Below are 13,674 nucleotides of genomic sequence, written 5' to 3'. Positions count from 1 at the left end.
TTCCGCGCTGGCGCGTCGGGCAGCGCCTTGTGCCACCTTCTCAGGCCGCGAAACGACCGCTACGGCACCGGGTCCAAGCCTCCGGCCGTCCCCGGTCGGCAGCGCCGCAGCCGTCGCGCGGCGAGCCGCGTCCCCTTCAGCGCACCGTGGCGGCGCAAAGCCTCGGCCGCGTACGCCGAGCACGTCGGCGCGTAGCGGCAGCCGCCATAGCCGGGACGGCGCGCGCTGATCCGCACCTGGTAGTAGCGCACGCCTCGGTGCAGGGCTGCCGCGAGCGGTCCGGGCGGCACCCGCGGTTCGGTCCGTAGGCGCCGGCCGACGGGTCCGGTGCCAGCGAGCGCGGCGAGGAGTCCGCCGATGGTGCCTGTCAGGGTTGTGAGACCCAGCAGGCAGTTGCCGTCGAGGAAGCCGGCCGACTCACAGCAGGTGCCCGAGGACAGGCACTCCAGGTCGCAGGTGTCGTCCAGACACCTGTCCGAACTCCAGCGTCGCCGGTCGCGCCGGGCCGTGTCCTCGTCGAGGATCTCGCCGGTGCCGATCTCATCGTCCATCGCCGCCCCCATTCCCCCGTCCCCGCTTTCTCGCCCTGTAGGGCCAGTTATCTCCGCTCGTCGAACAGGCCTCGCAGGAAGGCCAGGTTCACCCGCCGGAGCGAGTCCACGATCGTCACCCGCTCGCGGGCCGGGACCTCCGCCGCGTGCGGAACCGCGATCACGCGGCAGCCCGCGGCGTGGCCGGCGGCGGTGCCGGTGGGCGAGTCTTCCAGAACCACGCACTGCGCGGGGTCGACGCCCAGCTTTCGCGCCGCCAGCAGGTACGGGTCCGGGTTGGGCTTGCTGCGTTCGACGTCGTCGCCGGAGACGGTGACGCGGAAGTGGTCCGGGCCGATGAGCGGGAGGCAGGCGTCCACGATGCGGCGCGAGGACGCCGAGACCAGGGCCAGGGGCAGGCCCGCCGCCTCCAGCTCCACCAGGAGGTCCTTCGCGCCGGGCATCATCGGGACGCCGTCGCGCAGGCGCTCGACCATCGCCAGTTCGATGCCGTCGGCGAACTGCTCGGCGCTGACCGGGTGGCCGGTGAGTTCCAGGAGGTAGGCGGTGGAGACCTCTATCGGCTTGCCGAGGACGTGGGGGTAGTGCTCGGGGCCGAGGGTGAAGCCGTAGGCGGCGAGCATGTCCTTCTCAGCCTGGAACCAGGTGGGCTCGGAGTCGATGAGCAGGCCGTCCATGTCGAAGAACACCGCGGCCGGCGGTATGGGGCGGAGCATGCCGATCAAGATACCAATCCGCGGGGCGGGTTCCGTCGCGGCGATCACGCGGGCGTGCTTGGCGGCGAACCCGAGAATCCCCGGCCCGCCGCGACTACTGTTGGGACTTGTGACCAGACCCCGTGCCGTCCGCGCCCGCCGAGGCGAGACGGTGCCGGTCACCCGCGCGTTCCTCGTCTCTCCCACCATCCACCGGCCGGACCCGATCAGAACCGAGGGTTTTGGAAAGTGACCACCATCGACGCCGCCTCCCCCCTGTCCAACCGCACCCGCGGGGAAGACCGCGAATGGCTCAGCACCGCCGTCGACCTCGCCTGGCGCTGTCCGCCGGCGCCGGGCGCGTTCAACGTCGGGGCGCTGATCGTCGACGCCGACGACCGCGAGCTGGCCCGCGGCTGGTCCCGCGACACCGACGAGCACGTGCACGCCGAGGAGTCGGCGCTGAACACCCTCGGCCCGAACCACCCGCGGTTGTCCGGGGCGACCGTCTACTCCTCGCTCGAGCCGTGCTCGATCCGGAAATCCCGGCCGCTCACCTGCACCCAGCTGATCATCGCCTCCGGTATCCGGCGCGTGGTGTTCGCCTGGCGCGAGCCGTCGCTGCTGGTCGAGGACTGCCAGGGCGCGGAGCTGCTCCGCGAGGCCGGGATCGAGGTCGTCGAGTTCCCGGAGTTCGAGCCGCTGGTCAAGGCCGCCAACGCGCACCTGTTCGGCGACGCCTGAGCCGCGTCGCGCACCGCCGAGCCGGCAGACACAGCCGGCAGCCGGCAGCCCGCAAACAACAGACACCGGTCCAGCCAGGGCGGCTCCGCTCCCGCGCCGCCGCCCTACGCGCGCACCGACCGCCGCACGGCGGTCCGCACCGCGCGCCGCGCCGCCGCCCGCGAGGCCGGACCCAGGTCGTCCAAGTACTCCAGCAGGGCGCCGAGCTGGTCCAGGGCCCGGAACGCGGCCTTGTCGCCCTCGGGGTCGACGGCCGCCAGCAGCTCCATCCCGATGAAGGACGCCGCCACCGCGCGCGCCAGCCCCGGCACGTCCGCGACCTCCCCGAGCGGGGAGTCCGCCAGCACCCGGGCCAGCACCCGCTCGATCTCCACGGTCCACAGCGCCAGCGCGTCGCGCGTCGCCGCGGCGAACGCCGGGTTCGTCTGCGCCCCGGCGAGCATCTGTCCCAGGACCGTGACGTTCCCCGCCGCGCTCTCCCGCGTGTGCAGTTCGCGGCCGACCTTCTGCAGCTCCCGCAGCGAGCGCACCCGCTCGAACGGCTCCCGGTAGGCGGCCACCTGCTGCTCGGTCGACCACATGGCCGCCGCCGCGAGCAGTTCGTCGACGCTGCCGAAGTGGTAGAACACCAGCGCCTGGTTCACCCCGGCGGCCGCCGCGATGGTCCGGGCCGACACCCCGGCGATGCCCTGGGTCCGCAGGGCGTCGATCGTCCCCTGCAGCAGGCGGTCCCGGGTGTCGGAGCTCATGCCGCGACCGTACCGGATCGCACAAGGGTTCGTTGAGCGCTCGCTCAACCGGCGCGGTCCTGGTCGAATCTGTCAGTGCGAACCGTGAGGATGGTGACATGACGCCCGAAGAGACCGCCGTGCTGGACCGGCTCCGCGCCGTCTGCCTGGCGCTGCCCGAGGTCGAGGAGCGCGAGAGCCACGGCGAGCCGACCTGGTTCATCCGCGGCAAGCGCACGCTGGCGATGTTCTCCAGCCACCACCACGGCAAGCGCCTGGGCTTCTGGTGCCCGGCGCCGGAGGGCGTCCAGGAACTGCGGATGGAGCAGGACCCTGACGTCTTCTACCGGCCGCCGTACGTCGGCGTCCACGGCTGGCTCGGCGTGAACCTCGACGCCGGCCCGGACTGGGAGGACGTCGAGGAGATCGTCCGCGACGCCTACCTCAAGGTGGCGCCCAAGACGCTGGCGGCACGCCTTGCCTGAGCTGCGCGTGACCGTCACCGTCGGGGTCCCGGCGGAGAAAGCCTGGGCGGCGATCGCCGACTGGGAGTCGCAGCGTGCGTGGATGGTCGCGACCCAGGTGCGCGGGAGCGCGGATGCCGTCGGCGGGAAGCTGGAGGGCCGGACCGGGATCGGGCCGGTGGCGTTCCTGGACACCATGACGGTCACCGAGTGGGACCCGCCGCGCCGCTGCACGGTGCGGCACACCGGCCATGTCGTGCGCGGCAGCGGCGGGTTCGAGGTGGCGGCGCGCGGCGCGGACGCCTGTCAGGTCACCTGGTGGGAGCGCGTGGACCTGCCGTTCGGGCTGCTGGGCAGGATCGGCTGGCTGGCGATCGGGCCGACGACCCGGCTGTTCTTCCTGGTCTCGCTGGGCCGCCTCAAGCGCATCCTTGAGGCAGCCCAGACCACCGGGGCAGCCAAGACAGCCGGGGCAGCCGAATCAGGCGAGGCACCCCGGCAGCCCGACTAGTCCAGAATCCCCCGCAGTTCCTCGACGGTCCGCGCCGCCGCATCGCGCAGCCCGGCCACCGAGGGCCCGCCGCGCAGGATCTCCCGGCTGCTGGAGGGCACCACGTTCCGCGTCCCGGCGCCGAAGATCCGCTTCACGTCCGCGGCGGTCGCGCCCTGCGCCCCGATCCCGGGGACCAGGAACGCGCCGTTGAGCTGCGCCAGGTCGAAGCCCGGCGTCTCGACGGTCCCGCCGACGACCGCGCCGATCGCTCCCATCGGCGAGGCGCCGGCGTTGCGGGCGGCCGCGGCGGTGACGATCTCCTCCGCGACGCACCGCCCCGAGGCGCCGATCGCGCCCTGCACCTGCGAGCCCTCAGGGTTCGAGGTCAGTCCGAGCACGAACACCCCGGCGTGGTTCTTCTCCGCCATCGCGTACAGCGGCTCCAGCGACCCGAAGCCGAGGTACGGGCTCGCGGTCAGGGCGTCGGAGAACAGCGGCGAGGACGGCGCCACGTAGGCATCGGCGTAGGCCGCGACCGTGGACCCGATGTCCCCCCGCTTGGCGTCCATGATCACGACGGCGCCGGCCGAGCGGGCGTCGTCGACGACCCGCTCCAGGACCGCGATCCCCCGGCTCCCGTAGCGCTCGAAGAACGCCGACTGCGGCTTGAGCGCGGCGACCCGGTCGGCCAGCGCCTCGACCACGGTGTACGCGAACCGCTCCAGCCCGGCGACGTCGTCGTCGAGGTCCCACTGCGCCAGCAGCGCCGCGTGCGGGTCGATCCCGGCGCACAGCGGTCCCCGCTCGTCGAGAGCAGTCCGCAACCGTGCGCCGAAAGTCTTCTCCGGTCGAGCAGCCATGACAACTCTCCTTATATATGGGTTCTAAGAAACTCGGGCCGCCTCGACGGCGTCGCGCAGGCTCGTGTACCCGCCGGCCCGCACCTTCGCGGCGATCCCGCGGTTGATCCGCGAGGCCCAGGCCGGTCCTTCATAGACGAACCCGGTGTAGCCCTGCACCAGGTCGGCGCCGGCGACCAGGCGCGCCCAGGCGTCGGCGACGGTCTCCACGCCGCCGACGGAGACCAGCACCAGCCTGCCCCCGGTCCGCGCGCGCAGCCGCTGGAGCACCTCCAGCGAGCGCTCCTTCAGCGGCGCACCGGACAGGCCGCCGCCACCGGCCGCCTCGACCTTGCCCGCCGCGGACTTCAGACCGCCGCGGCCGATGGTCGTGTTGGTCGCGATGACGCCCTCCAGCCGCAGCTCCAGCGCCAGGTCGGCGACAGCGTCCACATCCGCGTCGGCGAGGTCCGGGGCGATCTTCACCAGCAGCGGGACGCGCCGGCCCGGGACCACCTCGTCGGCGGCTGCGCGCACCGCCTTGAGCAGCGGCCGCAGCACCTCGACGGCCTGCAAGTTGCGCAAGCCCGGGGTGTTCGGCGAGGAGACGTTGACGACCAGGTAGTCCGCGTACGGCGCCAGCAGTTTGGTCGAGACCACGTAGTCGGTCGCGGCCTCGTCCTCCGGCACGACCTTCGTCTTGCCGATGTTGACGCCGACCACGGGCGGCACCTTGTCCCAGCGCTCGGGCTTGGCCACGCGCCGCTTGAGCCGGCGCGCGACCTCCTCGGCGCCGCCGTTGTTGAAGCCCATGCGGTTCACCACCGCGCGGTCGGCGATCAGCCGGGCCAGCCGGGGCTGGGCGTTGCCGGGCTGCCCCTGGCCGGTGACCGTGCCGATCTCCACCGAGCCGAAGCCGAGGGCGGCCAGGGCGTCGATGCCCTCGGCGTTCTTGTCGAAGCCGGCGGCCAGACCGAACGGCGCGGGGAACTCCACGCCGAACACGGTCTGCTTCAGGACCGTGTCGTGCACCGGGTACAGCCGCTCCAGCAGCGCCAGCCCGGTGCCGGCCGGCAGCGCGCCGACGGCCCGGATCGCGCCGAACCCGAGGCGGTGGGCCTGCTCGGCGTCCATCCGGCGGAACACCAGGTTGAACAGTTTCGGATAGATCCGCATGGCAGGCACCTCATCTTTCTCGGTCGGACACGATCACGGGCCTGGGGACCGCCGCGGGCTCAGCTCGCGGCGCGGGAGGCGTTGATCTTGTCCGCGTACTCCTGCAGCGAGCCGATCCCGATCTCGCCGCGCTGGAGCGCCTCGATCCCGTGCACGGCGGCCGCGAAGCCCTGGACCGTGGTGATGCACGGCTTGCCGGCCTGCACCGCCGCGGTCCGGATCTCGTAGCCGTCCAGCCGCGAGCCCACCCCGAAGGGCGTGTTCACGATCAGGTCGATGCCGCCGTCGATGATCATCTGCACGATCGTCGGCTCGCCGTTCGGACCGGTGCCCTGGGAGTGCTTGCGCACCGTGGTGGCCGGGATGCCGTTGCGGCGCAGCACGTCGGCGGTGCCGTCGGTGGCGAGGATCTCGAAGCCCAGGTCGTGCAGCGCCTTGACCGGGAAGACCATCGAGCGCTTGTCCCGGTTGGCCACCGAGACGAACGCCTTGCCCTTCAGCGGCAGCGAGCCGTAGGCGCCGGCCTGGGACTTGGCGAAGGCCTTGCCGAAGTCCGCGTCGATGCCCATGACCTCACCGGTCGAGCGCATCTCCGGGCCGAGGATGACGTCCACGCCCTGGCCGTCCGGGGTCCGGAACCGGGACCACGGCATGACCGCTTCCTTCACCGAGATCGGCGAGTCCGGGGGCAGCGTGCCGCCGTCGCCCTCCCTGGGCAGCAGTCCTTCGGCGCGCAGCTCGGCGACGGTGGCGCCCAGCCCGATGCGCGCCGCGGCCTTGGCCAGCGGGACCGCGGTGGCCTTGGCCACGAACGGCACCGTGCGCGAGGCGCGCGGGTTGGCCTCCAGGACGTACAGGATGTCGCCGGCCAGCGCGTACTGGATGTTGATCAGACCCCGCACCCCGACGCCGCGGGCGATCGCCTCGGTGGAGGCGCGCAGCCGCTTGATGTCGTGCCCGCCGAGGGTGATCGGGGGGAGCGCGCACGCCGAGTCCCCGGAGTGGATGCCGGCCTCCTCGATGTGCTCCATCACGCCGCCGAGGTAGAGCTCCTCGCCGTCGAACAGGGCGTCCACGTCGATCTCGATCGCGTCGTCCAGGAACCGGTCGACCAGCACCGGGTGCTCCGGGGAGATCTGGGTGGCGCGCTCGATGTAGCCGTGGAGCATGGTCTCGTCGTAGACGATCTCCATGCCCCGCCCGCCCAGCACGTAGGAGGGCCGGACCAGCACCGGGTAGCCGATCTCGTCGGCGATCGCCTTGGCCTCGGCGAAGGAGAACGCGGTGCCGTGCTTGGGTGCCGGCAGCCCGGCCTCGGCCAGCACGCGCCCGAAGGCGCCCCGGTCCTCGGCCAGGTGGATGGCCTCCGGCGAAGTGCCGACCACCGGCACGCCGGCGTCCTTCAGCGCCTGCGCCAGACCCAGCGGGGTCTGCCCGCCGAGCTGCACGATGACGCCGGCCAGCGGGCCCGCGGCGCGCTCGGCGTCCACGATCTCCAGCACGTCCTCCAGCGTCAGCGGCTCGAAGTACAGCCGGTCGGAGGTGTCGTAGTCGGTGGAGACGGTCTCGGGGTTGCAGTTGACCATGATGGTCTCGTAGCCGGCGTCCCGCAGCGCGAAGGAGGCGTGCACGCAGGAGTAGTCGAACTCGATGCCCTGCCCGATCCGGTTGGGCCCGGAGCCCAGGATGATCACCGCGGGCTTGGCGCGCGGCTCGACCTCGGTCTCCTCGTCGTAGGACGAGTAGTGGTAGGGCGTGCGCGCGGCGAACTCCGCTGCGCAGGTGTCGACCGTCTTGTAGACCGGCCGCACGCCCAGGGAGTGCCGCAGCTCCCGGACCACCGACTCGCCCAGGTTCCGGATGTCGGCGATCTGCTTGTCGGAGAAGCCGGTCCGCTTCACGCGGTGCAGCAGCTCCGGGGAGAGCCGCTCGGCGTCGCGCAGCTCGCAGGCGGTCTCGTGGATCAGCAGCACCTGGTCCAGGAACCAGGGGTCGATCTTGGTCGCCTCGTGCAGCTCGGAGATCGACGCGCCGGCCCGGTAGGCCTCGACGAGCAGGTTGACCCGGCCGTCGGTGGGGCGCGCGGCCTCGGTCAGCACGGTCGCCTTGTCGCGGACCGGACCGACCCAGGTGAACTCCGAGCCCTTCTTCTCCAGCGAGCGCAGCGCCTTCTGCAGCGCCTCGGGGAAGGAGCGGCCGATCGCCATGGCCTCGCCGACCGACTTCATGGTGGTCGTCAGGGTGCTGTCGGCGGCCGGGAACTTCTCGAAGGCGAACCGCGGCACCTTCACGACCACGTAGTCCAGCGCCGGCTCGAAGGAGGCCGGGGTCTGCTGCGTGATGTCGTTGGGGATCTCGTCCAGGGTGTAGCCGACGGCCAGGCGCGCGGCGATCTTGGCGATCGGGAAGCCGGTCGCCTTGGACGCCAGCGCCGAGGAGCGCGAGACCCGCGGGTTCATCTCGATCACGATGATGCGGCCGTCGGCCGGGTTCACCGCGAACTGGATGTTGCAGCCGCCGGTGTCGACGCCGACCGCGCGGATCACCGCGATGCCGATGTCCCGCAGCTCCTGGTACTCCCGGTCGGTCAGGGTCATCGACGGCGCGACGGTGATCGAGTCGCCGGTGTGCACGCCCATCGGGTCGAAGTTCTCGATGGAGCAGACCACGACGACGTTGTCGTTCTTGTCGCGCATCAGCTCCAGCTCGTACTCCTTCCAGCCGAGGATGGACTCCTCCAGGAGCACCTCGGTGGTCGGCGAGAGCGCCAGGCCCGTGCCGGCGATCCGGCGCAGCTCCTCCTCGTTGTGCGCGAAGCCGGAGCCGGCGCCGCCCATCGTGAAGGAGGGCCGGACCACGACCGGGTAGCCGCCGAGTTCCTCGACGCCGGCCAGGCAGTCCTCCATGGAGTGGCAGATGACCGAGCGCGCGGATTCGGCGCCGATAGTCTCCACGATCCGCTTGAACTTCTCGCGGTCCTCGCCAGACTGGATCGCCGCGATGTTGGCGCCGATCAGCTCGACGTTGTACTTCTCCAGGACGCCGTTCTCGGCGAGCGCGACCGCGGTGTTCAGCGCGGTCTGGCCGCCCAATGTCGGCAGCAGCGCGTCGGGGCGCTCCTTGGCGATGATCTTCTCGACGAACTCCGGGGTGATCGGCTCGACGTAGGTGGCGTCGGCGACCTCCGGGTCGGTCATGATCGTCGCCGGGTTGGAGTTCACCAGGATGACCCGCAGGCCCTCGCTGCGCAGCACGCGGCAGGCCTGGGTCCCGGAGTAGTCGAACTCGGCGGCCTGGCCGATGACGATCGGGCCGGAGCCGACGACCAGGACGGACTTGAGGTCTTCACGCTTGGGCATCTCAGGCCTCGCTCTTCTGGGTGTTCTTGCTCTCGGCCATGAGATCGGTGCTGTGCTGATGTTCGCGCATGAGCCCGACGAATCGGTCGAACAGGTAGGCCGCGTCGTGCGGGCCGGCCGCCGCCTCCGGGTGGTACTGCACGCTGAAGGCCGGGACGTCCAGCGCCCGCAGACCCTCGACCACGTCGTCGTTCAGGCAGACGTGGCTGACCTCGACCCGGCCGTACTTGGTGTCCGTGATCTTGTCCAGCGGCGCGGCCACGGCGAACCCGTGGTTGTGCGCGGTGACCTCGACCTTGCCGGTCGCGCGGTCCTGCACCGGCTGGTTGATGCCGCGGTGGCCGTACTTGAGCTTGTAGGTGCCGAAGCCGAAGGCCCGGCCGAGGATCTGGTTGCCGAAGCAGATCCCGAAGACCGGGATCCGCCGGTCCAGGACCGCCTGCACGATCGGGACCATCGTCTCCTCGGTGGTCTCCGGGTCGCCGGGACCGTTGCTCATGAAGAAGCCGTCCGGCTCCAGCGCCAGGACGTCCTCCAGGGTCGCCGAGGCGGACAGCACGTGCACCCGGGCGCCGCGCTCGGCCATCCGGTGCGGTGTCATGGACTTGATGCCGAGGTCGTAGGCCGCGACGGTGAACCTGTGCTCGCCGACCGGCTCGACCACGTAGCCCTGCTTGGTGCTGACGTCGCCGACCAGGTCCGCGCCGGCCATCGCCGGGCTCGCCGCGACCTTGCCGACCAGGGTCTCGGTGTCCTGCCGCGCGGCGTCGCCGGAGAACACGCCGCAGCGCATCGCGCCGCGCTCGCGCAGGTGGCGGGTGATCGCGCGGGTGTCGACGCCGGAGATGCCGACGACGCCCTGCGCGGCCAGCTCGTCGTCCAGCGTGCGCTGCGAGCGCCAGTTGGAGGCCACGCGGCTGGGGTCGCGGACCACGTAGCCGGCGACCCAGATCTGCCGGGACTCGGGGTCCTCGTCGTTCATGCCGGTGTTGCCGATGTGCGGCGCCGTCATGACGACGACCTGCCGGTGGTAGGAGGGGTCGGTCAGCGTCTCCTGATAGCCGGTCATGCCGGTGGTGAAGACGGCCTCGCCGTAGGTCTCGCCGAGCGCGCCGTAGGCCTCGCCGCGGAAGGTCCGTCCGTCCTCCAGGACGAGGATCGCCGGGGGTCGATTGTTCATGCGGACGGCCTTTCTGTAGCGCTGACTGCGAAGTGGGCCTCCAGGGCCCGCATCAGTCCATCAGTCCCGTGGCGGGGGTCGACGCCGGTGTCCAGGGTGCGGTCACCGTGCTGCCAGGTGATCACCACCAGGCCTTCACCGCGCAGATACTTGCCGGCCATCCCGGAGGCCAGACGCACTCCGCGCACCGCGTCGGCGGGGATGAAGACGGCGGCAGGCTCGCGGTCGATCAGGATTCCGGCTTCGGCGACGTGGACCCGCGCGTTGCTGCGCTCGCCGAGGCCCTGGACGGCGATGCGGTCCAGCCAGTCGCCCTCGGAGGTGGTGGAGACGTAGACCACTTCGAAGCCGCCCTCCCCGGAGAACGCGCCTTCCGGGATGTCGTTGAGCGGCTGCACGTCGGTCTGCCGGGACTGGCGCTTCTTCCAGCCGCGCCACATGAGCAGGTAGATGCCGCCCATGGCGGCCAGCGTGACGATCGTCCACACGATCCGCTGGCCGATGTGCGTGACCGGCGCGGAGTGCTCGTCGGCGGCGAAAATCAGGGTATTCATGCGAGCTTCCCGTCCAGAACGGTCGCGGTCCCGCGCAGGAACGTCGCGACGACCGCGCCGGGCAGCTCCATCCCCTGATACGGGGTGTTCTGCGACAGCGAGGCCAGCCCGGTCCGGTCCACGGTGCGTTTCGCCGCCGGGTCCACCAGGACCAGGTTCGCCGGCTCGCCGATCGCCAGCGGGCGGCCGTGCCGGTCCTCGACCTGGCCGATGGCCGCCGGGCGCACCGACATCCGGTCGGCGACGCCGGCCCAGCTCATCAGGCCGCTGTCGACCATGGTCTGCTGCACCACGGACAGCGCGGTCTCCAGGCCGAGCATGCCCATGGCCGCCGCGGCCCACTCGCAGTCCTTGTCCTCCTGCGGGTGCGGGGCGTGGTCGGTGGCGACGGCGTCGATGGTGCCGTCGGCGAGCCCGGCGCGCAGCGCCTCGACGTCGGCGGCGGTGCGCAGCGGCGGGTTCACCTTGTAGATCGGGTCGTAGCTCTTCACCAGGTCCTCGGTGAGGATCAGGTGGTGCGGGGTGACCTCGGCGGTGACCGGGTAGCCCTTGGACTTGGCCCAGCGGATCAGCTCCACCGAGCCGGCCGTGGAGACGTGGCAGACGTGCAGCCGGGACTTGGTGTGCGCGGCCAGCAGGATGTCGCGGGCGATGACCGCCTCCTCGGCGACCGCCGGCCAGCCGGTCAGGCCCAGGATCCCGGACAGCTCGCCCTCGTTCATCTGCGCGCCCTCGGTCAGCCGCGGCTCCTGCGCGTGCTGCGCGACCACGCCGTCGAAGGCCTTCACGTATTCCAGCGCGCGCCGCATCAGGTTCGCGTCGGAGACGCACTTGCCGTCGTCGGAGAAGACCCGCACCCGGGCGGCGGAGTCGGCCATCGCGCCGAGCTCGGCCAGCCGCTCGCCGGCCAGGCCCACGGTGACCGCGCCGACCGGGAAGACGTCGCAGTGCCCGGCCTCGCGGCCCAGGCGCCAGACCTGCTCGACCACGCCGGCGGTGTCGGCGACCGGGTCGGTGTTGGCCATGGCGTGCACGGCGGTGAAGCCGCCGAGGGCCGCGGCCCGGGTGCCGGTGTCGACGGTCTCGGCGTCCTCGCGGCCTGGCTCGCGCAGGTGGGTGTGCAGGTCGACCAGGCCGGGCAGGGCGATCAGGCCGCCGGCGTCGATCACCACTGTGCCGGCGACCGGGCCCAGGGCGCCGGCGTCGGCGATGATCCCGTCGCGCAGGAGCAGGTCCTGCGGGTCGCCGCCCAGGACGCTCGCGTTCTTGATCAGGTAGGTGGTGCTCACGCGGCGGCGCCCTTCGGTTCGGTGTTCTGGTGCTGGTGGTGGCCCTCGTCGCTGCCGATCGCCGACTCGCTCCCGCTGAGCAGCAGGTAGAGCACGGCCATCCGGACGCTGACCCCGTTGGCGACCTGCTCGACGATCACCGAGCGGTCGGAGTCGGCGACCGCGGCGGAGATCTCCATGCCGCGGACCATCGGCCCGGGGTGCATGACGATCGCCTTGTCCGGCAGGTTGGCCATGCGCTGCGCGTCCAGGCCGTAGCGGCGGCTGTACTCGCGCTGCGTGGGGAAGAAGCCGCCGTTCATCCGCTCGCGCTGGACCCGCAGCATCATGATCGCGTCGCTGCCGGGGACGGCCGCGTCCAGGTCGTAGGAGACGTCGCAGGGCCAGCTCTCGACGCCGACCGGGAGCAGCGTGGGCGGGGCGACCAGGGTGACCCGGGCGCCGAGGGTGGCCAGCAGGTGCACGTTGGAGCGCGCGACGCGGGAGTGCAGGACGTCGCCGACCACGGTGACCCGGCGGCCGTCGAAGCCGCCGAGGTGGCGGCGCATGGTGAAGGCGTCCAGCAGGGCCTGCGTGGGGTGCTCGTGGGTGCCGTCGCCGGCGTTGACCACATGGCTGGAGCTCCAGCCGGCGTTGGCCAGCCGGTAGGCCGCGCCGGAGGCGCTGTGCCGCACCACGACGGCGTCGGCGCCCATGGCCTCCAGGGTGAGCGCGGTGTCCTTCAGCGACTCGCCCTTGGAGACGCTGGAGCCCTTGGCCGAGAAGTTGATCACGTCGGCGCTGAGCCGTTTGGCCGCGACCTCGAAGGAGGTCCGGGTCCGGGTGGAGTCCTCGAAGAAGAGGTTCACCACGGTGCGCCCGCGCAGCGTCGGCAGCTTCTTGATCGGGCGGGCCGCCAGCCGGGCGATCTCCTCGGCGGTGTCCAGGATCAGCACCGCGTCGTCGCGGGAGAGGTCGGCGGTGGACAACAGATGGCGCTTCATATAGCCGTCTCGCTCTCAATCCCCAGGTAGACGGCATCATGCTGCACACCGTCGTGCTCGCGCAGCCGGACCTTCACGCTCTCGCGCTGCGAGGTCGGCAGGTTCTTGCCGACGTAGTCGGCGCGGATCGGCAGCTCGCGGTGGCCGCGGTCGACCAGGACCGCCAGCTGCACCGCGCGCGGGCGGCCGAGGTCGTTCAGGGCGTCCAGCGCGGCGCGGATGGTCCGGCCGGAGTACAGCACGTCGTCCACCAGGACGATCAGGCGGCCGTCGACCCCCTCGTCGGGGATCTCGGTGCGCTCCAGCGCGCGGGCCGGCTTCAGGCGCAGGTCGTCGCGGTACATGGTGACGTCCAGGAAACCGACGGGGACCGTGGTGCCCTCGACGTCGGCGATGCGGGCGGCCAGCCGCTTGGCGAGCGTGGCGCCGCGGGTGGGGATCCCCAGGAGCATGACGTCCTCGGCGCCCTTGGCGCGTTCGAGGATCTCGTGCGCTATCCGGGTCAACGCCCGGGAGATGTCAGCCTCGTCGAGTACCGACCGCGCACCTTGCGGTATTGCGGACATACTAAAAAGACCCCCTTCTCTGCCTCACGGGACAGATCGTTAAAGGACTCGGT

The 13,674-nt window shown here is 71.7% G+C and carries 14 protein-coding genes; 3 read left to right on the top strand and 11 right to left on the bottom strand.

What is annotated here, in order from left to right; all coding sequences use genetic code 11:
- Positions 1 to 59: 59 nt before the first annotated feature.
- A complete protein-coding gene (gene yidD, locus CACI_RS47695; protein ID WP_083795667.1) occupies positions 60 to 551 on the bottom strand; it encodes a membrane protein insertion efficiency factor YidD in 492 nt (163 codons plus the stop codon).
- A 47-nt stretch (positions 552 to 598) separates the two neighbouring features.
- The gene (locus tag CACI_RS12015; protein ID WP_012786623.1) at positions 599 to 1,267 is read right to left on the bottom strand and encodes an HAD family hydrolase; all 669 of its coding nucleotides are present in this window, start codon (positions 1,265 to 1,267) and stop codon (positions 599 to 601) included.
- 228 nt (positions 1,268 to 1,495) lie between these two features.
- Here CACI_RS12015 and CACI_RS12010 point away from each other — a divergent pair, with 228 nt between their 5' ends.
- Positions 1,496 to 1,990, top strand: a complete 495-nt coding sequence (locus CACI_RS12010; protein WP_012786622.1) for a cytidine/deoxycytidylate deaminase family protein — start codon at positions 1,496 to 1,498, stop codon at positions 1,988 to 1,990.
- Between the two features lie 104 nt (positions 1,991 to 2,094).
- Here the strand turns inward: CACI_RS12010 and CACI_RS12005 are convergent, their stop codons facing one another.
- A complete protein-coding gene (locus CACI_RS12005) occupies positions 2,095 to 2,739 on the bottom strand; it encodes a TetR/AcrR family transcriptional regulator (protein WP_012786621.1) in 645 nt (214 codons plus the stop codon).
- A 98-nt stretch (positions 2,740 to 2,837) separates the two neighbouring features.
- Here CACI_RS12005 and CACI_RS12000 point away from each other — a divergent pair, with 98 nt between their 5' ends.
- Positions 2,838 to 3,203 carry an MmcQ/YjbR family DNA-binding protein gene (locus CACI_RS12000; RefSeq protein ID WP_012786620.1) on the top strand — a complete coding sequence of 122 codons (366 nt, stop codon included), beginning with the start codon at positions 2,838 to 2,840 and terminating at the stop codon, positions 3,201 to 3,203.
- Positions 3,196 to 3,693 carry an SRPBCC family protein gene (locus CACI_RS11995; RefSeq protein ID WP_083795665.1) on the top strand — a complete coding sequence of 166 codons (498 nt, stop codon included), beginning with the start codon at positions 3,196 to 3,198 and terminating at the stop codon, positions 3,691 to 3,693. Before CACI_RS12000 ends, CACI_RS11995 begins: the two co-directional genes overlap by 8 nt.
- On the opposite strand, the gene pyrF is transcribed toward CACI_RS11995, so the two are convergent.
- The 8 genes from pyrF to pyrR are packed head-to-tail and all read right to left on the bottom strand — an operon-like array spanning position 3,690 to position 13,621.
- Positions 3,690 to 4,535 (bottom strand): orotidine-5'-phosphate decarboxylase, encoded by an 846-nt coding sequence (pyrF, locus tag CACI_RS11990; protein WP_012786618.1) that lies wholly within the window; start codon positions 4,533 to 4,535, stop codon positions 3,690 to 3,692. The two genes, CACI_RS11995 and pyrF, sit on opposite strands and share 4 nt — an antisense overlap.
- A gap of 24 nt (positions 4,536 to 4,559) precedes the next feature.
- Positions 4,560 to 5,690, bottom strand: a complete 1,131-nt coding sequence (locus tag CACI_RS11985) for a quinone-dependent dihydroorotate dehydrogenase (protein WP_012786617.1) — start codon at positions 5,688 to 5,690, stop codon at positions 4,560 to 4,562.
- A gap of 59 nt (positions 5,691 to 5,749) precedes the next feature.
- The gene (carB, locus tag CACI_RS11980) at positions 5,750 to 9,049 is read right to left on the bottom strand and encodes a carbamoyl-phosphate synthase large subunit (RefSeq protein WP_012786616.1); all 3,300 of its coding nucleotides are present in this window, start codon (positions 9,047 to 9,049) and stop codon (positions 5,750 to 5,752) included.
- Between the two features lies 1 nt (position 9,050).
- The gene (carA, locus tag CACI_RS11975) at positions 9,051 to 10,229 is read right to left on the bottom strand and encodes a glutamine-hydrolyzing carbamoyl-phosphate synthase small subunit (protein ID WP_012786615.1); all 1,179 of its coding nucleotides are present in this window, start codon (positions 10,227 to 10,229) and stop codon (positions 9,051 to 9,053) included.
- The gene (locus CACI_RS11970; protein WP_012786614.1) at positions 10,226 to 10,783 is read right to left on the bottom strand and encodes a PH-like domain-containing protein; all 558 of its coding nucleotides are present in this window, start codon (positions 10,781 to 10,783) and stop codon (positions 10,226 to 10,228) included. Before CACI_RS11970 ends, carA begins: the two co-directional genes overlap by 4 nt.
- Positions 10,780 to 12,072: a dihydroorotase gene (locus CACI_RS11965; RefSeq protein ID WP_012786613.1), complete on the bottom strand. Its 1,293-nt coding sequence runs from the start codon at positions 12,070 to 12,072 to the stop codon at positions 10,780 to 10,782. Before CACI_RS11965 ends, CACI_RS11970 begins: the two co-directional genes overlap by 4 nt.
- Positions 12,069 to 13,055 carry an aspartate carbamoyltransferase catalytic subunit gene (locus CACI_RS11960; RefSeq protein ID WP_012786612.1) on the bottom strand — a complete coding sequence of 329 codons (987 nt, stop codon included), beginning with the start codon at positions 13,053 to 13,055 and terminating at the stop codon, positions 12,069 to 12,071. The genes CACI_RS11965 and CACI_RS11960 overlap by 4 nt, the downstream gene beginning before the upstream one ends.
- Complete coding sequence (gene pyrR, locus CACI_RS11955; protein ID WP_012786611.1) at positions 13,052 to 13,621, bottom strand: bifunctional pyr operon transcriptional regulator/uracil phosphoribosyltransferase PyrR; 570 nt, start codon at positions 13,619 to 13,621, stop codon at positions 13,052 to 13,054. Before pyrR ends, CACI_RS11960 begins: the two co-directional genes overlap by 4 nt.
- Between the last annotated feature and the right edge of the window lie 53 nt (positions 13,622 to 13,674).

This window comes from Catenulispora acidiphila DSM 44928, from assembly GCF_000024025.1.
In the GTDB taxonomy this organism is placed as follows: domain Bacteria; phylum Actinomycetota; class Actinomycetes; order Streptomycetales; family Catenulisporaceae; genus Catenulispora; species Catenulispora acidiphila.
The sequence above is the reverse complement of the archived record's forward strand: the minus strand, read 5'-3'. Positions and strand labels throughout refer to the sequence as shown.